The following is a 20,434-nucleotide window of genomic DNA, read 5'->3' as shown; positions in this document are numbered from 1 at the left end:
GATGTCTGGCCTGATCGCCGTTCCGCTCCTCCTGCTGGCACTGCTTATCGTCGTGACGGCGTACAGCCTGGTCGTGATCATTTTGACGCCGTACGTCCTTTATGTCCTATCAGCTGGTTACCTCGCCGGGCTGGTCCTCGCCCTGGTCGAGACCGCCCGGATGTACGGCGGGCTGCTCGACCCGCCGCGGGTGCGCAGCCCACGGGACCAGTTCACTGCGGTGCGACGTCGCGGGTCATTGTCGTATCACCGTGACTTCGCCTGGTCGCACTATGCCGTCTGGCAGGCGGGGTACGACCTGTGGGCCGTCGTCGAGCGCTGCCACCGGCACGTGACCCGCTCGTGGATCTCCACGTGGCGATCGCTGCCCCGACTGCCCCGGTACCACAAGCGTTTCCTGGACAGTTCCCCGGACGGCGTTGGCCCGGACGGGTCGACCCGGACCCGAACCTGGACGGTGCTGCTGACCTGGCCGGTGCTCGCCCTGCCTGCCGCGGGGCTCGTCGGCCTCACCGTGGGTGTCGTCACCAGCATCGCCGTGCTGAGTGTCGTCGTTGTGATGGTCGTCGTGCCGACCTGGGTCCTCGGTGCCGCGGCGACCGCAGGGTTGCGCGCTGCCGACCGGCGATGGCGGGCCTCCTGGCACACCGAGACCTGTTGCCCGCACTGCTACTACCTGGTCGACCTCCCGGTTTTTGCCTGCCCGACGGCGCACCCGTCGACCGCGCCGTCTGGGTCCGATCGACACCGGGCTCTGCGGCCCGGCGCCCAGGGACTGTGGCGGCGGCGGTGCGGCTGCGGAACGTCGATGCCGGTCCGCCAGGCGTCGGCGGGCGCACAGCTCACGGCGCTATGTCCCAAGTGTGACACGGCGCTCGCCGCCGGCACCGGACGAGCCACTGAGATCAGAGTCGCCCTCTTCGGTGCGCCCGACGCGGGGAAGTCGACGCTTGTCGACGCCATGGTGGCCGCACTTGTCGACCGTTTCCCCCCGGAGCGCTGCGCGATCGTGCGACGGCGGGACCGACGCGGTGGGCCGGAAGCCGTCGGCGTGACACTGCAGGCCCACCGCGCTCCGCAACGGGTGCAGGTGTTCGACGCGCCCGGACCGGCACTCGTCGACAGGGAAACCTGTGCGACCTACGGTTACCTGGACGAGACACGGAACTTCGTCTTCGTCCTCGACCCCCTGTCACTGCCGGCGCTGCGCGAACAGCTGGCGGGGCTGCCGCCGCACCTGGTGCCGGTCGTGCGGGTCGCCCGGCACGATCTGGTGGACTCGTACGAGGCAGTTGTCATCGGCATGCGGTATCGAGGGGTCGACACGAGCCGGTGCCGGCTCGCGATCGTGGTGTCCAAGGGTGATCTGCTCGGCCTGCTGCCGGTCGGCGCACCGCTTCGGGCGGGTTCGACGGATGTCCGGCGATTTCTGGTCGAGCACGGCCTTGACAGTCTCCTGACGTCAGCCAGCCGAGACTTCGGCGAGGTTCGCTACTTCCTGCACGGCCAGACCGACCCGCCGTCGCCCGACCCGCTGATGTGGCTGTTGCGCGGGGAGCGCGCCCTGCGCCCGGAGGTGACGAATGCGCTCCGCTGACCTGCCCACCTCCTACAAGGCGACCCGATTGTCCATTCTGGTGTTGATGTTCGCCGTCATGATGGCGTTGGCGGCATGGTCTGTGTGGGTCGGCCTGCCACAGGCGGTAGCCCACACCACGGCAGGCGTGCTTCGGGCCTCCTGGTGGGTGTGGAGCCCGTTTAGCTAACCGCGGGAGCGTCGTCCTTCGTCCAGCAGGCGAGCCTGCAACCGGTGGCGGTTGGCGTTCGGCTCGTCGCCGACCCGCTCCCACAGGCCGGCGAGTTGGCGGTGCTCTCGTGCCAAGCGCGTGCTCAGCGTGGCGTTCGCCGCGTCGTCGCGGAACAGCCGACCCCGTATCTCGCAGCTCTCGGTGAGCGCCTCGATGGCCGCTCCGACGTCGCCGGCCTCCAGGAGCAGCCCGGCCTGCTGCCTCAGCACCGTCGCCAGGTCCTCCCTGTAGCGGGCCGGGTCGGCGGTGGCCAGTCGGCGGTGGATGACCACCACGTCGCGGAATGCCAGAGCGGCCTCGTCGTGCCGTTCGAGGTCGTGCATCAGGACGGCTCGACAGTGCTGGGCCGTCGCCAGTGCCGCGAGGACATCGCTGCTCCCCTCCGCCGCGAGGGTGCGGTAGATCGCGACGGCCTCGTCCGCAGCCGTCAGCGCCACCTGCGGCGAGCCGACCTCTCCGAGGTCCATGGCCTGTCTCAGCAGGGCCTTCGCCAGGGCCGGGGCGCGGCGGATCTGGTCGCCGGTGACGAGTTGGCGGTGCAGGTCCACCCGCTCGTCCTCCGCCGCGAGAGCGGACGCGGCATCGTGGCGAAGCCGATGCATCGCGGCCAGTGCGCCGAGCGCGTCACTGAGGTGAACGAGGACGGCTGCCGGGGCGTGCGCCGATTCTTTGCGCGTCTCGGTCGTCCGGTCACTGCGGCGTCGTTCCGCGTCGAAGAGCGTTCGCGCGTGCCGTACGGCCGACTCCGCCGCAGCAAGGCCCTCCTCGATGCGGGTCAGCTCACCGAGGAGCCGGGCCTGCCGGATCTCACTGGCGCACACCGGGGTGAGATGGCTGTCCGGCTCGTCGAGGTGAACGTGGTGATGGTGCGCCACTGCCCGGTTCGTGGCGCTGAGCGCCTGCACTGTCAGACCGGCACGGTGCAGGTGGTCGGCCTGGGCGTCCAGGGCCGAGGTCAGCCGCTGCACCAACCGCGCGGAACTCGACTGCCCGGCGATGTCGACGATCCGTTGCCACAGGTCGACCTCGTCGGTCAGCACGTCGAGCACGTCCGCGCCCGATCCGTGGGCCAGCAGTACTCGACGATGATGGCCGAGAGCTTCCGCCAGCCAGGGCAGGTAACGGTCGATCTCGCCCAGCCGACGGGCACCCTGAACGAGCTTGGTGGATTCGGCCGCTGGCTGGTCGGCGAAGAGGAACCCGGGGTCGGGCATGCCCTCGGCCACGGCCCGCACCATCGGGTGCGGGGTGCGGGGATCCTGCACCAACGTGCGGAGCCGGGCCGCCAGGGCCGGCGGTGGGGTCGCGGCGGTGGCCTTGAGCGCCTGCAGCAATGTCACCAAGAGGGCCGGCTGGTCGCGTACCACCTGCCAGAGCGGTTCGGCGAGGTGTGGGTGCCGGTGACACGCCGAGCCGAGCACCGTCATGGCTCGACCCGACTGCGCCGGTGTACAGAACGGGATGATGCCCGTGACCAAGGCGGGGTTGCGCGATGCGGCGGTCACCGCGAGGTCGTGCCGCACCGCGTCGGGCTCGACCGGCCCCCAGTATTCGCCCTCGGTGCCCGGATAGAGCTCATGCAGCCAGGTCGCCAGGCGGTGCACGGTGGCCCGGTCGGTGGCGTCCTCCGGGCGGACCCGCCGGACGACTTCGTGTGCGTCGGTGATCCGCTCCGCGCCGTAGAGGGCGGCCGCCCCCACGTACTCGTCGAGTTGGCCCGGTCGGGCATAGGAGATCCGGGCGGCCACGGCGGTGCCCTCGCCGTACCGGCGCTCTTGGGCGACCAACGCGGCCACCACCTCCGGTACGGAGACGGGGGGCCGCTCCGCCCCGGTGCGAACGAGGAGTCGCAGCGCGGCCAGGTGAAGCGTGACGGGGGCGGAGTAGTGGTCATCGTCGGCGCTGGGCAGGCTCATCGAGGCGGCGTGGCGCTGCCAGTAGTCGGTGCCGGAGTTGGTGTCCAACCGTGTCGCGAGGTCGGTCAGAGCGTCCCGGAGGGCGGCCTGCCGGGCGTTCCCCGCCGCCCAGGGCGCCTGCAACTGCTGGACCGTCCCCTCCCCGAACAGGAGATTGGTACGGCGCAATTCCTGCCACCAGTCGCCGGCGGAACGGGCGAGCAGGAGCAGACGCAGCGGTCTCACGCCGTGGGCCGCACGGGTCAGCTCTCTACGCACCGTGTCCAGTCGCGTCTCGGCGTGGTCCACCACGACCAGCCCGCCGTCCTCGATGTCGGCCGTGTCGGCGCCGGACACCGGCGCATCCCGCCAGCGTCCCGAACGGCTGTCGAGAAGTTCGAGCACCAGCCTGGTCTTGCCCTGACCAGCGCCGCCAGCTATCACCCGCACCGCCGAGCCGGGGCTGTCACACCATCGCCGCAGATCGGCCAGGTCGGCCGCACGACCGCTGAAGCGCACCACCCGGTGGTGTGGAGCGAGCAGGTCCGCCGGTGCGCCCGTCGCCGTGGCCTCGTCGCGCGTCGCGGGACCATCGGGGCCCGCATCACCCGGTTCCGGGTCGAGGTCTGGGGCGGCAGGGCCGGTGTCAGCCAATTCCGCAGGGCTGGTGGGCGGAGCTGCGGCGGGCGCGCTCGGCCGGGCCGCGATACGGTCCAGCCGGGCCCTCCCGATATTGTTGATCACCGCGAACGGGCGGCTGTCGGTCGTGATCCCGGCCCGACCGGGGCCCGGGGTGAGCGCGGTGAAATGCTCGCGAGCCACCCCCACCCGGGCCTGCACCGCCTGGGACAGCTCGTCCAGCAGCTCCCCGGCCCGGAACAGATCGGGACGCTGCAGCGTGTCCAAAAGCAGAGGTTGGACTCCGTCGACGAACCGGTAGCGCCCAGCCTGCCCGTCCACCACCCGCAGCAGGCCGCTGAGCAGCACCTCGGCCAGTTGCGACGGCGGGGCGGAGCGGAACATGGCGTGTTGGATGTAGCGGATCACCGGCAGCACCGGCTCGCTCATCGCGACGTACCCGGCAAGGCGGAACGCCTCGGGTGATGCCGACGAGCGGAAGTGCCGTACCCGGTCGGTCGGGCTGGGCGTCGCCCGTTCCCGGACCGGGATGTTGGGTACTCGTTCGCCGGTGACCACGGTCACCGCTGCGGTCACCGCCGTCACGCCCGAGAGGAGCCGTGTCCAACGGCCGACCCAGCGCGGCGAGACCTCCAGCACCGGCACCACGGTGCCGTCGGGGGCGGGCAGGCCGTCGAAGGCGGCGAATCGCAGGTCGGTGTTGGGTGCGCCCGGGCGTGGAGCGCTGAGCGCCCCCACCATGGTCCGTCCGCCGGTACGGGACCACATGCGTTCCGGCAACGGTTGAAGGATCGACACCGGACCGTGCCGGGCCCAGCGATGCAGGAACGCGCCCGCCGCGCCAGTGTGCCAGATCCGGTCGACGCAGTCGCTGATGACGATGACGATGCGCCGTCCGGTGGGGTCGATCAGTTCGGCGGGGCGACGCGTCTCACCACGCCAGGTCGACAGCGCGGCGTCGTCGCCGGCGTCGTCGCCGTGCAGCCGCCACCTGCTGACCTGGCGAAAGACCCCCGAGGAGGCCAGGGTGTCGGCCACGCTGGTGGACAGGTCACGCCACAGCGTCATGGAAGCGGTGCTGTCCACCACCACCGCGGCATCCAGCCACCGCTCCGTCGACGGTGTCAGCACCGCACGCCAGGGTTGGTCGGCCAGCATGTGTTCGGCGACGGCGCGTACCGTCGCATCCTCGTCGAGGACGTCGAGCCGCCGGTTTGGCACCCGCCGCATCAACGGGCGCAACGTCCGCTGGAATCTCAGTCGGTCGGCGAGCGCGATCGAGCGGGGTACCGCGACTTCGGCGGCCGTCGCTGTTCCGGTCCGGGTCGGGGGTATGTGCAGGCTGGTGGGTGTCGGCGCACGGGCCGGAACCGGCGCGGGTGCCGGTTCCGCCCCGCTGAGCGGTGCCGACACGTCGGCGACCGCGTCGTCAGCCGGCCCGGGCCCGGCCGCGGTGTCCGCTTCCGGCCCGGGCTGTACGGCGGGGGCGCGTGGTCGCAGATGGTGCCCCAGCCAGAGCGCCTCCGCGAGTTCTCGTGCGGTCGGATCACCACCCGCCGCGACAATGGCGTCGCGGAGCAGGTCAATCGTCATCGGACCGGCGGGACAGGTGAGTCATCACCTTCTCGGCCAGGAGCACCCGGTCGACACCGCCGGAGCGGCCTGCCTGGTCAGTCAGGTAGATCGCGTTGAGCAGTTGGTCCGTGGCTAGGTCGCCCGGCTCCCGACGGGTGAGGAAGGTGTCGATCAGGTCGGTGCTGCCCTGGGCGAGACCGTCGAGGTGCGCGTCGACGATGCTTGTCAGCTTGTCCCCATCGGGCTGCGGAAGGGTGACCTGAATGCACCGCCGGAGGAACGCGGGTGGGAACTCCCGTTCGTCGTTGCTGGTCATGACGATGACCGGAAAGGCGCGACAACTGACTTGCCCTTGATGGACGGGCACTCGTTCGGTGCTGTCCGCGGTCATCACCTGGGCGTCGGCGGTCCGGTCCGCGTGCCGCACCAGCTCGGCGATCTCGTACGCGCCGTCCTCGACGATGGTGAGCAGATCGTTGGGGAGGTCGAGGTCGCCTTTGTCGATCTCGTCGATCAGCAACACCCTGGGCTTCGCCGAAGGCAGCAGGGCGGTGCCCAGCGGGCCCAGCCGGATGAAACGGCCCAGGTCCTCACCGTGGTCAGGTCCAGCGGTGTCGTCGGCATGCCGTTTGGTCTGGTAGAGCCGTGCCAACGGGTCGTACTGGTAGAGGCCGTCCTTCAGGGTCACCCGGCTGGTGATGTTCCAGCGCAATGGTCGGCCGAGCTTCAGCTCGTGGGCGACCGCCGTCGCAAGCGTCGATTTTCCGGTGCCCGGGTGGCCCGTCACCAGCAGTGGACGACGCAGGTACAGGGCGGCGTTCACCAGTTCGACGGTATCCGGATCCGGCCGGTAGTTCGCGCCTCGACGGATGTCCGCCTCGGTTTCCTCGACACGTGGCGCGGTGGGGGTGGCGGATTCGTCGAAGACCCGCCATGGCGGTGGAGCGGGCAGCCGATCGATACCGTCGTGGGGGACTCCGGTGCCTTCATAGATCCACCAGCCCGGTTTCTCGGACACGCTCACTCCTAACTCCTCACTCCGCGAAACTCAGGCGGGTCGGGCGTCGCCGAGGTTCGTCCCACAGCAGGGTCACATCGCGGCCACAGTGTTCGTCCTCGTCGTCGAGTTCGGCGGCCTCCACCCGTAGGTCGCGGACCCGCGCGGGCAACTCCTCGCTGCGGATGTCGCCCAACCGGGTAGCCATGGTGTCACTGAAACGCCTGCTGGCGCAGATGGTCTCGGTTTCGGGGCAGGCACAGGCGGCTCGTTGCCACAGCAGGACCGGCAGGCCACTCGCCACTGCGGAGCCGATCCGGTCCGGCTCTGTCCAGCGGCCCGCCAGGCCGAGCGCGAGCGGGCGTTTCGCGGAGCGCAGCCATGCCTTGAACTTCCGCAGTTCCCCGGTGCGGTTGGAGCAGTCGAGCCAGCTCATCGTGGCGTTCAGGTGGCCGGGGCGATCGCGAAGCTGTCGGGTCCGTTCCTCGATCATGCGCGGATCGGTGGTGTCGAACCATTCCAGGGCGCGGACCACGACCGGCCGGCTCCAACCGAGCGGCACTTGGTCGTGGTCGTCGAGGGCACGCCAGGAGTCGACGGGCCAGCCCAGGTGACCACGGGGCAGCACGAACTCGACGGCGATCGTCTCGTACGTGGCGTGCATCATCTTCCGGTACGCCTCGGGCAGGTGCTGCTCGATGGTCTCCTGGATCTTGTCCTCGGTGACCGTCTCCTCCAGGGTCCGTTCGTCCAGTCCACCGTCGGGGTTGGTGGCGGTCCAGATGGTGACGTGGTGTGCCTTGCGTCCTTCCGCCGACGGCGCGATCCGGACTACCACCCACCCTGGCCGGGTACCGGCGTCTTCGGTTGCCGGCTCGACCGATGTCGCGTCGCCCGCGCTCCAACCGTGTCGTCCCACCCATTCGTGCAGAGCCGCACTGTGGTCGGGGGATTTCAACCCGATCCGTCGCAGCAGGGTGACCACGAGGTCGACAACCTCCTCCTCGGGGAAGGTGGTGTTCACCGCCAGCCACTCGACCATGGCGAGCACGCTGCTCAACGGCTGCTGCGGCGGGTCGGGGGAGAGCCGGGTGGGGTGCCCCAGCACCTCCATCGGTAGCCGGCGCATGTCGGGAAGCTTCAGGTCGTCCAGGATGGCCCGCAGCTCCCGGTACGCGATCGAGTCGAATGGGCCGAGGCGCATACGATCGATGATGAACGGCCAGTGGCGGCCGATCTCGTCGAGCGGCAGCACCACGCCGGTCCGCATGTCCGGGTCCCGGTCGGCGGAGATCACCATGCCGACCACCTCGTAGGTCCCCTGCACGTAGGCGGCCGAGCCGCTGTAACCGCGCTCCAGACGGGTGCCCCTGGTCTCGCTCGCGGTGGTCTGGCACGCCTGCCCCGCCAGCCGGGGGTACGCGTCAGCGTGGAAGTGGGCGATCTGGCCGGTCTTCCGGTAGCCGTCGGGGAAGCCAAACGCACCGAGCTCCTGTCGCGCGAAGATCTCCACCCCGTTCAGTGGCGCGAGCCTCGCAGGCTCTACCTCGACGGGCTCGGTCAGGCGGATCACCGCGACGTCACCCTCGTCGACCTCACCTGGTGACCAGGGCCCTCGGAACACCACGGCACCATCGAGTCCGCCCGGGCTGGGCTGCAGAAACGACACCGTGACGGCCATTGCGTCACCCACCACGTGCGCGCAGGTGAGAATGTGTTGGGCGTCAATCAGGAAGCCGCTGCCAGATCCGCCAGCAGTGTCGACTCTCACCTGCCACCGCGGCGCGGCACTCACAGTGCGGCGACCTCGCTGCGCGGGGCACCGCCTGACCAGGTGAGCTTGACCGTGAGGTGGGCGTCGACGCCTGTCTTGGCGAAGACGGCGCCGGCCTGAGCATTGAAGTTGACCCCGAACTCGATCTCGATGTCATCCGGGCGATGGACGGCTTCGCGGAAGGTCGCGAGCGCCTTCTGTGCCGCTATGTTGATCTCTCGCAGGCCCGCCTCAAATCGCTTCCGCGCCTCGACGATCTGGTCCGCACCGAGCCCCGCCTCGCCGAAACCGGCCTCTCGCCGGTCGATCTCGAAGACGACCTCGTCGCCGTCCTCGGTGCGGACACGCATCAACTCGGTTGGCATCAAACCTCCCGTGACAGCCAGGTTCGGTTGAGCATCAACCACTGTGTACTCCGCCGCTGTCGGGTCGCTGACTTAATCTGGTTCCCCCTTGATCCGGCCTCGAGCGATCCTCCCGCTCGCGAACCTGTCTCAGTTGACCTATCTTCAGAGGGTCGCTCGCGTGGGGAGGGGGTGTCGGGGTTGGGGTTACGGACCTTTATCGAGGGTTGGCCGGTCTATCGCCAGCTCACCGGCACGGACCCGCTGGGCCGGGGCGCGGCGGCGCAGTCCGCCCGTTCGGCGGCGTTGACCGCCCGCACCGAGGACGCCGACAGTGTCGCCCGTTCGGTCTGCCCGTACTGTGCTGTGGGTTGTGGTCAGCGGGTGTTCGTGAAGGACGGGCGGGTCAGTCAGATCGAGGGTGATCCGGACAGCCCGATCTCGCGGGGTCGGCTCTGCCCGAAGGGTTCGGCGAGCAAGAGCCTGGTCACCAGCCCGTTGCGGCAGACCACGGTCCGCTACCGCCGGCCGTACTCGACGCAGTGGGAGGATCTGGAGCTCGACACCGCGCTCGACATGATCGCCGACCGGATCCTCGCCGCCCGCGAGCAGACCTGGGAGGACGTCGACACGCAGGGTCGACCGCTCAACCGGACGTTGGGTATTTCCAGTCTGGGTGGGGCGACGCTGGACAACGAGGAGAACTACCTCATCAAGAAGTTGTTCACCGCGATGGGGGCGCTCCAGATCGAGAACCAGGCCCGTATTTGACACTCCGCCACCGTCCCCGGTCTGGGGGCCAGCTTTGGTCGTGGCGGTGCGACGGATTTCCAGCAGGACATCGCCAACGCTGACGTGATCGTCATCCAGGGTTCGAACATGGCTGAGGCGCACCCGGTGGGTTTCCAGTGGGTGATGGAGGCCAAGCGCAAGGGTGCGAAGGTCTTCCACGTCGATCCACGGTTCACCCGGACGAGTGCGGTCGCGGATGAGTACGTGCCGATCCGGGCGGGCACCGACATCGCGCTGCTCGGCGGGGTGGTGCGCTACATCCTGGACCACGAGTTGGACTTCCGGGAGTACGTGCTCGCGTACACCAATGCGGCGACGATCGTCAGCGAGGAGTTCAGCGACACCGAGGACGGCGACGGCTTCTTCTCCGGCTTCGACCCGGAGACCGGCACCTACGTGCAGGACAGCTGGCAGTACGAGGGGCACGAGGGTTCGTCGGGCAGTGGGCACACCGCCCAGGAGCGGGACAGCGCCGCGGGGTTGACGCACGAGTCGCACGGCGCGCCGGTGGGCGGGCAGACCCGGCGCGACGAGACGTTGCAGCATCCGCGCTGCGTCTACCAGATCCTCAAGCGACACTTCTCCCGTTACACCCCGGAGATGGTGGAGCGGGTCTGTGGCATTTCGCAGGCGCAGTTCCTGGAGTTGGCGCGGGCGTGGACGGCGAACTCCGGTCGGGACCGCACCGGCATGCTGATCTACTCGGTGGGCTGGACGCAGCACAGTGTGGGTGTGCAGTACATCCGCACCGGTGCGATCATCCAGCTGTTGCTGGGCAACATGGGTCGCCCGGGTGGCGGGGTGATGGCGCTTCGTGGCCACGCCAGCATCCAGGGCTCGACCGACATCCCGACGTTGTTCAACCTGTTGCCCGGTTATCTGCCGATGCCGCACCACGCCGAGCACCCGAGCTTCGACGAGTGGGTGGACAGCATTCGCCACCCGGGGCAGAAGGGGTTCTGGGGTAACGCGCGGTCGTTCGCCGCCAGCCTGCTCAAGGCGTACTGGGGTGACGCGGCGACGCCGGAGAACGACTTCTGCTACGGCTACCTGCCCCGGCTGACCGGTGATCACGGCACGTACCAACAGGTGCTCAACATGATCGACGGGAAGATCAAGGGGTACTTCCTGCTCGGGCAGAACCCGGCGGTCGGCTCCGCGCACGGTCGCGCGCAGCGGCTCGGGATGGCCAACCTCGACTGGTTGGTGGTCCGGGACCTTTTCATGATCGAAAGCGCGACGTTCTGGCAGAACGGCCCCGAGGTCGCCACCGGGGAGATCGTGCCGGAGGAGTGCCGCACGGAGGTGTTCTTCCTGCCCGCCGCGTCGCATGTGGAGAAAGAGGGCACGTTCACCCAGACGCAGCGGTTGTTGCAGTGGCGGGAGAAGGCCGTCGAGCCGCCGGGCGACGCCCGCTCCGAGCTGTGGTTCTTCTATCACCTCGGCCACAAACTGCGGGAGAAGCTGGCCGACTCGCCGCTGCCGCGCGACCGCGCGCTGCTCGACCTCACCTGGGACTACCCCACGCACGGTCCGCACGCGGAGCCGAGCGCCGAGGCGGTGCTGCGCGAGATCAACGGGTACGACGTGGCGACCGGCCGCCCGCTGTCCGGTTTCGCCGAGGCCCGTGCGGACGGCTCCACCGCCATCGGTTGTTGGATCTACAGCGGGGTGTACGCGGACGGGGTGAACCAGGCGGCCCGGCGCAGGTCCCGGCACGAACAGGACTGGGTGGCCGCCGAGTGGGGTTGGGCGTGGCCGGCGAACCGGCGCATCCTCTACAACCGTGCCTCCGCCGACCCGGACGGCAACCCGTGGTCTGAGCGCAAGCGGTACGTGTGGTGGGACGCGGAGAAGTCCGAGTGGACCGGCTACGACGTGCCGGACTTCGAGAAGACCAAGCCACCGTCGTACCGGCCGCCGGCCGGCGCGTCCGGGCCGGAGGGCATCGCGGGCGACGACCCGTTCGTCATGCAGGGCGACGGCAAGGGCTGGCTGTACGCGCCCAGCGGCGTCCTGGACGGGCCGCTGCCGACGCACTACGAGCCGGTGGAGTCGCCGGTGCGTAACCCGCTCTACGGTCAGCAGGCCAACCCGACCCGCAAGATGTACGCACACCCGGTGAACTCGGTGAACCCGAGCCCGCCGCAGGAGCACGCCCAGGTGTTTCCCTACGTGTTCACTGTCAGCCGGCTCACCGAGCACCACACCGCCGGTGCGATGAGCCGGACCGTGTCACCGTTGGCCGAGCTGCAACCGGAGATGTTCGTCGAGGTGTCCCCGGCCCTGGCCGGCGAGGTCGGGTTGACGCATCTGGGCTGGGCGCACCTGGTCAGCGGCCGTGCGGTGATCGAGGCGAAGGTGCTGGTGACCGACCGGCTCACCCCGCTGCGGGTGGACGGTCGGATCATCCACCAGGTGTGGTTGCCGTACCACTTCGGTTTCGAGGGTCTGGTCACCGGTGACTCGGCCAACGACCTGTTCGGTATCAGCCTGGACCCGAACGTGCTGATCCAGGAGAGCAAGGTCGGCACCTGTGACGTGCGGCCGGGCCGTCGTCCCATCGGCCCGGCGTTGCTCGAGCTGGTGGCCGACTACCAGCGGCGCGCCGGGATCGTCCCCGGCCAGCACGCGCCGGCCGTGACCACCGACGATGAGGGGAAGGAGCACGGTGCTTCCTGACCCGAACAGCCTGTACGGTCCGCTGGACCCGGCACCCGATGCGGGCTATGAGAACGCGCCGCCCCGGATGGGGTTCTTCACCGACACCAGCGTCTGCATCGGCTGCAAGGCCTGTGAGGTCGCCTGCAAGGAGTGGAACGGCGTCCCGGAGAGCGGCCTGGACCTGCTCGGCATGTCGTACGACAACACCGGCGCGTTGACCGCGAACTCGTGGCGGCACGTCGCGTTCATCGAGCAGCCCCGCCCGGCCGGGCACGGCGCCGCACCGGCGGATGTCCTCGGCGCGCCGGTCGACGCCGACGCGGCCCGGCCGGTCGACGGGGGGCCGCAGTTCCTGGGGATGCCGGGGGCCCAGCCACCGGGCCGGGGCACGGGCGTCGAGGAACGCACGGATTTCCGGTGGTTGATGATGTCGGACGTCTGCAAGCACTGCACGCATGCGGCGTGTCTGGACGTGTGTCCGACGGGTTCGTTGTTCCGCACGGAGTTCGGCACCGTGGTGGTGCAGGAGGACATCTGCAACGGGTGTGGGTACTGCATCTCGGCGTGCCCGTACGGGGTGATCGATCAGCGTAAGGACGACGGTCGGGCGTGGAAGTGCACGCTGTGCTACGACCGGCTGGGCGCGGGGATGACTCCGGCGTGTGCGCAGGCGTGCCCGACCGAGTCGATCCAGTACGGGCCCCTGGAAGAGCTGCGTGTACGTGCCGCCGCCCGGGTGGCGACGCTGCACGAGCGGGGGGTCCCCGAGGCCCGCCTGTACGGGCACGACCCGAACGACGGCGTGGGCGGTGACGGGGCGTTCTTCCTGCTCCTGGACGAACCCGAGGTGTACGGGCTGCCGCCCGACCCGGTCGTGACCACCCGTGACCTGCCGAAGATGTGGAAGCGCGCCGGCCTCGCCGCTCTCGCCATGGCGGCGGCGACTGTCGCCGCGTTCGTCGGAGGTTCCTCATGACCCCACCGGGCCCTGTGGGCGACCGGTTCCGTCGCTTCCGGGAGCGCCTCGCCGCCGAGGGCGGCGACCGACCACCGGTGAGCGACGACCGCCCCAGTACCGCCAGCGGCAGCACCGAAGCCGGGGGCCGGACGGGCCGGCGGGGCGGGCGGCGTGGCGGCGGTGAGGAACTGCGGGTGCCGGAGGCCGAGTTCACCTCCTATTACGGTCGGCCCGTTCTGAAGGGACCGGTCTGGAAGTGGGACATCGCCGCGTACCTGTTCACCGGCGGGTTGGCAGCCGGCTCGTCGCTGCTGGCTGCGGGCGGGCAGCTCACCGGGCGGCCCGCGCTGCGTCGCGCCGGTCGGGTGACAGCCCTGGCCGCCGTCAGCGCCAGCGCCGTCTTCCTGATCAGGGACCTGGGCCGGCCGGCGCGGTTCCACCACATGCTGCGGGTGGCCAAGCCGACCTCGCCGATGTCGATGGGTACCTGGATTCTCACCGCGTACGGGCCAGCGGCGGGCGTCGCCGCGATCGCCGAGGCGGCCGGTCTGCTGCCCCGGCACGGTCTGCTCGGGCTGGCCGGCCGGGCGTTGCCGCCGATCGGGCACGCCGCCGGGCTGCTCGCCGCCGGCACCGCGCCGGCGCTGGCCACGTACACCGGGGTGTTGCTGGCCGACACGGCGGTGCCGTCCTGGCATGAGGCGTACCCCGAGTTGCCGGTGATCTTCGCGGGCAGCGCGTTGGCCAGCGGCGCCGGCGTGGGTCTGCTCGCCGCGCCGCCGGCCCAGGCCGGGCCGGCCCGCCGGATGGCGGTGGCCGGCGCGGCCCTGGAGCTGTACGGCGCGCATCGGGTGGAGACCCGCCTCGGCCTGCTCAGCGAGCCCTACCGGTTGGGTCGGCCGGGCCGGTTGCTGCGTGCCGGGCGGCTGCTGACCGCCGGCGGGGTGGCGGGTGCTCTGCTGGGCCGGCGCAGCCGGGTGGTCGGTGCGCTCTCGGGGACCGCGCTGCTGGCCGCGTCGGTGCTGACCCGGTTCGGCATCTTCTACGGTGGCGTCGCCTCGGCCCGCGACCCCCGCTACACGGTGGTGCCGCAGCGCGAACGGGTCGAGGCGCGGCGAGCCGGCATGGATCTTCCAGCTGATCGGGCGGTCCCGCCCGCGGTGTGATCGAATGTCCGGTGGAGGCGTTCAGGCGGCTGGTGCCCCTCCCGGTCTTCAAAACCGGAGTGGTCCGGGACCCGGGCCAGGCGGGTTCGATTCCCGTCCGTCTCCGCCACACCGCTTGCAGGAGATGACGTGATGGGCGACGGCCCGGTGGACCCGCGACGTCGGGTGCCCCGTACGGACACGCTGCTCGCCGACCCGGTGCTGGCCGCCGCCACCGTGACCCTCGGCCGGGAGCGGGTCAAGGCGATCGTCTCCCACGCGCAGGGCCGCGCCCGCCGCGGTGAGCTCAAACCCGACGAGGTACGCGACGCGGCGGTCGCCGCGTTGCCCACGCCCGGCCCCCGGGTGGTGCTCAACGCCACCGGTGTCGTGCTGCACACCAACCTGGGCCGGGCGCCGTTGTCGTCCGCCGCGGTCGCCGCGGTGGTGGCCGCCGCCGGGCACACCGACGTCGAGTTGGACCTGGCCACCGGCCGGCGGGCCCGCCGCGGCCGGGGCGCGCTCGACGCGCTGGCCGCCGCGGTGCCCGCCGCGGGCGCCGTGCACGTGGTCAACAACGGTGCCGCCGCGCTGGTGCTGGCCGCCACCGCGTTGGCCGCCGGCCGGGAGATCGTGGTCAGCCGGGGCGAGCTGGTCGAGATCGGCGACGGTTTCCGCCTGCCCGACCTGCTGGAGAGCACCGGCGCGCGGCTGCGCGAGGTGGGCACCACCAACCGCACCACCCTCGCGGACTACGCCGCCGCGCTCGGCCCGCAGACCGGCTTCGTGCTCAAGGTGCACCCGTCGAACTTCCGGGTCACCGGCTTCACCTCCGCCGTCGGGGTACGGCAACTGGCCACGCTCGGGATGCCGGTGGTCGCGGACATCGGCTCCGGGCTGCTCGGCGCGGACGCGCTGCTGCCCGACGAACCGGACGCGGCCAGCACCCTGCGCGCGGGCGCCGCGCTGGTCACCGCCAGCGGCGACAAGCTGCTCGGTGGGCCGCAGGCGGGGCTGTTGCTGGGTGACGTCGAGGTGATCGAGCGGTTGCGTCGGCATCCACTGGCGCGGGCGCTGCGGGTGGACAAACTCACCCTGGCCGCGCTGGCCGCCACCCTGAACCAACCGGACACTCCGACCCGGGTGGCGCTGCACACCGACCCGGGTGCCCTGCGGGAACGGGTGGAGCGGCTGCGGGACCGGCTCGGCGCGGACGGCCGCAAGGCGGAGGTGGTGCCGGCCGTCGCGGTGGTCGGTGGGGGCGGCGCCCCCGGGGTGGAGTTGGACTCGTGGGCGTTGAGCCTGCCCGAGCGGTACGCGGCGCCGCTGCGCACCGGTGACCCGCCGGTCCTCGGCCGGGTGGTGCGCGGCCGGCTCCTGCTCGACCTGCGCTGTGTGCCCGCCGACGCGGACGAGGCCGTCCGCGAGGCAGTGCTGCGCGTACCCGGCGAGGACTGAGCGTGTTCGTCGTCGCGACCGCCGGGCACGTCGACCACGGCAAGTCGACACTGGTCCGGGCGTTGACCGGGATGGAGCCCGACCGGTGGGCCGAGGAACGCCGCCGGGGGATGACGATCGACCTGGGTTTCGCCTGGACGACGCTGCCGTCCGGCGGCACCGTCGCCTTCGTCGACGTACCCGGGCACGAGCGGTTCGTGCCGAACATGCTCGCCGGGGTCGGCCCGGTCCCGGCGGCGCTGATCGTGGTGGCCGCCGACGAGGGCTGGATGCCGCAGTCCGCCGAGCACCTGGCCGCGCTCGACGCGCTCGGCGTCGCGTACGGCCTGCTGGCGGTGACCCGCGCGGATCTCGCCGATCCGGGGCCGGCGACGGCCCGCGCCCGCGCCGAGATCGCCGAGACCAGCCTCGGCGCGGTGCCGGCGGTGGCGGTCAGCGGCCTGACCGGTGCCGGCCTGCCGCAGCTGCGGGCCGCCCTGGGCCGGCTCGCCGCCCAACTGCCCGCGCCGGTGGTGGACGACCCGGTCCGGCTGTGGGTGGACCGCAGCTTCACAGTGCGGGGCAGCGGCACCGTCGTCACCGGCACCCTCGGCGCCGGGCGGCTGCGGGTGGGCGACGAACTGGAGTTGGCCGGCGCCGACGAACCGGTCCGGGTCCGTGGCCTGCACTCTCTCGGCGAGGCCCGACCGGAGGCGGCGGCGGTCGCCCGGGTGGCGGTCAACCTGCGCGGTACGCCCCGCGACCGGCTCGGCCGGGGCGACGCGTTGCTCACCCCGGGCCGGTTTCACCACACCGACCTGGTCGACGTCCGGCTCGCCGGCGACCCGGCAGCCGACCTGCCGGCCACCCTCACCCTGCACGTCGGCTCGGCGGCGGTGCCGGTACGGGTGCGTCCGCTCGGTCCGGACACCGTCCGGCTGCGGTTGGCCCGCCCGCTGCCGTTGCTGGTGGGTGACCGGGCGCTGTTGCGCGACCCCGGCCGCCACCACGTCAGCGGCGGGGTGCGGGTGCTGGATGTGGCACCTCCACCGCTGGGCCGACGGGGTGCTGCCGCCGCCCGCGCCCAGGTCCTGGCCGAGCTTGACGGTCGACCCGACCTGGTGGGGGAGCTGCGCCGTCGCCGGTTGATCCGGGCCGGCGCGTTGATCCGGATGGGTGTGCCGGTGCACGCCGAGGCGGTGCAAGACGGGCCGGCGTACGCCGAGGCGGTGGCCGGTGACTGGCTGGCCGACCCCGCACACTGGCGGCGGCTCGGTGAGCAGCTGACCGAGGAGGTCGCCCGGCACGCGCGGGAACACCCGTTGGAGCCCGGGATGCCGGTGGACGCGCTGCGTCAGCGCCTCGCCCTGCCCGACCGGGTGCTGGTCGAGGCGCTGGTCCGGCCGCCGCTGCGGATCCACGCCGGTCGGGTCGGGGCGGCGGGCGCCGACGCGCTGCCCGAACCGGTGGCCCTGGCCGTGCAACGGGTCCGCGCCGAGTACGGCGACCGGCCGTTCCGCGCCCCTGAGGCGGACCGCCTCGTCGACCTGGGTCTGGGCCCCCGGGAGATCGGCGCCGCGGTGCGGGCCGGCGCCCTGCTGCGGCTGGCCGACAACGTGGTGCTGCTGCCCGATGCGCTCGACGACGCGGTCCGCGTGTTGGCCGGGTTGCCGCAGCCGTTCACCCTGTCGGCGGCCCGGCAGGCGTTGGACACCACCCGCCGGGTGGCGGTGCCCCTGCTGGAGTTGCTGGACCGGCGGGGCGCTACCCGCCGACTGCCCGACGACGCCCGGATCGTCGTCAGCTGAGCGCCGCGACCTGGCCAACCACTTTCAGTCCAGGTCGGACATGTCCAGCACGAAGCGGTAGCGGACGTCGTTTCGCCGGAGGCGGTCGAGTGCCGTGCCCACCTGCGCCGAGGTGAGTACCTCGATGTCGGCGGTGACGCCGTTGTCGGCGCAGAACTGGAGCATCTCAGCTGTCGAGCGGCGGCCGCCGCTTCCGGCGGAGCTGAGCTTCTTGCGGCCGACAAGCAGGTCGGTGGTGTCGACGGTCACCGGACCCAGGAATCCGAGCAGGCTGAGGGTGCCGTCCATCGCCACCAGCTTCAGATACGGGGCGAGGTCGTGCGGTGCGGAGATGGTGTCGATGAGGAGGTCGAAGGTGTCGCGGGCCGCAGCCATCCCCCGGGGATCGGTGGAGTCGACGAAGTTGTCTGCGCCGAGCCGGTGGGCGTCGTCCCGCTTGTCCTGGGTACGGCTGATCACGGTCGTGGTAGCGCCGAGTGCCACGGCCATCTTGACCGCGAGGTGGCCCAGGCCGCCGAGTCCGGCCACGGCGACCCGAGTGCCTGGGCCGACGCGATGGGAGCGCAAGGGCTCCCAGACGGTGACGCCGGCGCACAGCAGCGGGGCGGTTGCGGCCGGGTCGAGGCCGGCGGGGAGCGGGTAGGCGAAGGTGTTCCGCACGACGTATTCGCGGGAGAAGCCACCCAGGGTCGTCGACCCGTCCTGCCGGTCTCTGCCGCCGTAGGTCAGAGTCGGGAAGGAGTGGCAGAAGTTCTCCTGTCCGGCTACGCACATGGCGCAGGTGCCGCAGGAGTCGACGATGTTGCCCACCGCGACGCTCTCGCCGATCGAGAAGTTGGTCACCTCGGGGCCGGTGCCGGTCACCACGCCGGTGAATTCGTGACCCGGCACCAGGGGTGCGTTGGTGTGCTGGTCGTAGTCGTGCAGGGCGTGCAGGTCGCTGTGGCAGACGCCGCAGTAGTCGATCCGCACCGCGATGTCGTCTGGGCGTAGGTCACGGCGCTCGATCGGGGTACGCCGCAGCGCCGTCGGGCCGGTAGCTCGCCATCCAATGGTCCTTCGCATGATCGACTCCTTTAAACAGACTGTTCGGTCTGTCTTAGCCTAGGTCGGACGGCGAGCCCTAGCAAACCAACCGTTCTGTTTGCTAGGGTGGGAGCATGCCGGAGCAGCCCCTGACCTCGCGAGGCGCCGCGACCTACCAGCGCATCCTGGACGCCGCCACCGAGGAGTTCGCCCAACACGGCATCGCCGGGGCACGCGTCGAACGCATCGTGACGGCGGCCCGCACCAACAAGGCGCAGCTCTACGCCTACTTCGGGGACAAGGAACGACTCTTCGACGCGATCTTCCTCAGCTCGCTGGAGCGCATCACCAACGTCGTGCCCATCGACGCCGACGATCTCGCCGACTGGGCCGTTCGCCTCTACGACGAATACCTGCGCCGCCCCGACCTCATCCGCCTCGCGACCTGGACGCGGCTGGAACGCCGGCCCGCCGGACACCTCGTCGAGGCCCACCAGCACTACGACGATCGCAAGCTCACGGCCATCGCCGAGGCCCAGGCCGCCGGGCGGATCCGCGGCGGTGACCCGTTCGACGTCATGGCCCTGGTCATCGCGATGTCCATGGCCTGGTCGCCGGTGAGCAACGTCTATGCGGCCAGCAGCCAGGAACCCGACGACGTGCATTCCCGGCGTCGTGCTCTGCTTCGCGATTGCGTCCGACGAGCCACGGTGCCGACGGACCAGGATCAACCTGACCGCTGACCGCTGACCGCTGACCGCTGACCGCCGCGACCGATCCGGTGCTGACACGCTTGCGCCGCGATGCGACGCTGGGCTGATGGTCGAGGTGTCCCCGTCTCGGTCGCAACCCTCGCGCGGCCAGTGGCGTGTCGTCGTCCCGGCGGCGCTGCGTTGGGGGCTGCCGGTGTTGTGGGTGCTGTGGGCCGGTCTGGCGTGGTGGGTGGAGCCCCACGAGTCGACCAGAGCCCAGCTCGATCGGGATCTCGCGGCTGGCCGGGTGGTGACCTATCAACGGGCGAATGGCTGGGCCGGCGACGACGCCTACTGGGGAAGTCGACCTGAGCTACGGCCCGCCGAGCAGGGTTGGATGATCGCGTGGACGCTGCCGAGCGGTCAGACCCGGTACGCCCCCGTCCAACCGCCCGAACCGCAGTCGTACCCCGCTGAGCCGGGCCGGTCGGCGCACATCGGCCTGGATGCGCGGCTCGCCGCCGTAGCCGACCCGTGGCACGCCGGCGACGACACCGCGCACCGGATCGCGAACACCGCGGGCCTGCTCGCCGGTGTGTTGACTCTGCTCTGGCTGGGCCGGTTGATCGGCGGCGCGCCACCGCTGGCCGGTACCCGATGGTTCTGGTTCTGGATCGGGCTGCTGCCTTTCGGCACGGGTGTGCTCGCCTGGACGTACCGGGAGCTCTGGCGGCCCCCGCCAGCACCGGTCCCCGACCGGGGCTCGGGCTGGCGTGGCTTCGGTTGGTTGGTCCTCGCCGGAATCGGGATCGGCCTGCTTGTGTCGGTGGCCCGTTGGCTGCTCGGCAGCACGGCGGTGCCCGGCTAACCGGCCCCCGAG

At 71.1% G+C, this 20,434-nt stretch carries 13 protein-coding genes and 1 tRNA gene; 9 read left to right on the top strand and 5 right to left on the bottom strand.

Translation table 11 applies throughout. From position 1 onward, the window contains the following. Position 1 precedes the first annotated feature (1 nt). Positions 2-1,597: a hypothetical protein gene (locus tag ABZ794_RS24240; RefSeq protein ID WP_357517687.1), complete on the top strand. Its 1,596-nt coding sequence runs from the start codon at positions 2-4 to the stop codon at positions 1,595-1,597. Positions 1,598-1,762: 165 nt separating this feature from the next. On the opposite strand, the gene ABZ794_RS24235 is transcribed toward ABZ794_RS24240, so the two are convergent. From ABZ794_RS24235 to ABZ794_RS24220, 4 genes are read right to left on the bottom strand one after another with little or no spacing between them, the layout of a single operon-like run. After that, positions 1,763-5,935 carry a tetratricopeptide repeat protein gene (locus tag ABZ794_RS24235; RefSeq protein ID WP_357517685.1) on the bottom strand — a complete coding sequence of 1,391 codons (4,173 nt, stop codon included), beginning with the start codon at positions 5,933-5,935 and terminating at the stop codon, positions 1,763-1,765. Beyond that, positions 5,925-6,935, bottom strand: a complete 1,011-nt coding sequence (locus ABZ794_RS24230) for a MoxR family ATPase (protein WP_357517683.1) — start codon at positions 6,933-6,935, stop codon at positions 5,925-5,927. The genes ABZ794_RS24235 and ABZ794_RS24230 overlap by 11 nt, the downstream gene beginning before the upstream one ends. A 16-nt stretch (positions 6,936-6,951) precedes the next feature. Then, positions 6,952-8,685, bottom strand: a complete 1,734-nt coding sequence (locus ABZ794_RS24225) for a trypsin-like peptidase domain-containing protein (protein ID WP_357517681.1) — start codon at positions 8,683-8,685, stop codon at positions 6,952-6,954. 20 nt (positions 8,686-8,705) lie between these two features. Further along, positions 8,706-9,053: a CU044_2847 family protein gene (locus tag ABZ794_RS24220; protein ID WP_357517679.1), complete on the bottom strand. Its 348-nt coding sequence runs from the start codon at positions 9,051-9,053 to the stop codon at positions 8,706-8,708. 180 nt (positions 9,054-9,233) lie between these two features. Here ABZ794_RS24220 and fdh point away from each other — a divergent pair, with 180 nt between their 5' ends. The 6 genes from fdh (at position 9,234) to selB (ending at position 17,836) form a co-directional block, all read left to right on the top strand. Continuing rightward, entirely contained in the window at positions 9,234-12,506 is a 3,273-nt protein-coding gene (gene fdh / locus ABZ794_RS24215) for a formate dehydrogenase (protein WP_357517677.1), read from the top strand. After that, positions 12,496-13,464, top strand: coding sequence for a 4Fe-4S dicluster domain-containing protein (locus ABZ794_RS24210; protein ID WP_357517675.1), 969 nt, complete (start codon positions 12,496-12,498; stop codon positions 13,462-13,464). The genes fdh and ABZ794_RS24210 overlap by 11 nt, the downstream gene beginning before the upstream one ends. Next, complete coding sequence (gene nrfD, locus ABZ794_RS24205) at positions 13,461-14,612, top strand: NrfD/PsrC family molybdoenzyme membrane anchor subunit (RefSeq protein WP_210783799.1); 1,152 nt, start codon at positions 13,461-13,463, stop codon at positions 14,610-14,612. Before ABZ794_RS24210 ends, nrfD begins: the two co-directional genes overlap by 4 nt. 13 nt (positions 14,613-14,625) lie before the next feature. Then, positions 14,626-14,721 (top strand) — tRNA-Sec (locus tag ABZ794_RS24200). A gap of 23 nt (positions 14,722-14,744) precedes the next feature. After that, positions 14,745-16,049, top strand: coding sequence for an L-seryl-tRNA(Sec) selenium transferase (gene selA, locus ABZ794_RS24195; RefSeq protein ID WP_357517673.1), 1,305 nt, complete (start codon positions 14,745-14,747; stop codon positions 16,047-16,049). Positions 16,050-16,051: 2 nt separating this feature from the next. Then, a complete protein-coding gene (gene selB / locus ABZ794_RS24190) occupies positions 16,052-17,836 on the top strand; it encodes a selenocysteine-specific translation elongation factor (protein ID WP_210783802.1) in 1,785 nt (594 codons plus the stop codon). Positions 17,837-17,860: 24 nt separating this feature from the next. Here selB and ABZ794_RS24185 read toward each other — a convergent pair whose 3' ends face one another. Next, the gene (locus ABZ794_RS24185) at positions 17,861-18,901 is read right to left on the bottom strand and encodes an NAD(P)-dependent alcohol dehydrogenase (protein WP_210783804.1); all 1,041 of its coding nucleotides are present in this window, start codon (positions 18,899-18,901) and stop codon (positions 17,861-17,863) included. Positions 18,902-18,996: 95 nt separating this feature from the next. On the opposite strand from ABZ794_RS24185, the gene ABZ794_RS24180 reads away from it, so the two are divergent. Both ABZ794_RS24180 and ABZ794_RS24175 read left to right on the top strand, forming a co-directional pair. Beyond that, positions 18,997-19,605, top strand: coding sequence for a TetR/AcrR family transcriptional regulator (locus ABZ794_RS24180; RefSeq protein ID WP_210783806.1), 609 nt, complete (start codon positions 18,997-18,999; stop codon positions 19,603-19,605). Positions 19,606-19,681: 76 nt separating this feature from the next. After that, positions 19,682-20,422: a hypothetical protein gene (locus ABZ794_RS24175; RefSeq protein WP_210783808.1), complete on the top strand. Its 741-nt coding sequence runs from the start codon at positions 19,682-19,684 to the stop codon at positions 20,420-20,422. Positions 20,423-20,434 lie beyond the last annotated feature (12 nt).

This window comes from Micromonospora sp. NPDC047187, from assembly GCF_040643355.1.
Classification (GTDB): Bacteria; Actinomycetota; Actinomycetes; order Mycobacteriales; family Micromonosporaceae; genus Micromonospora; species Micromonospora salmantinae.
Note: the sequence above shows the minus strand (reverse complement) of the source record. Positions and strands in the feature narration are given on the sequence as shown.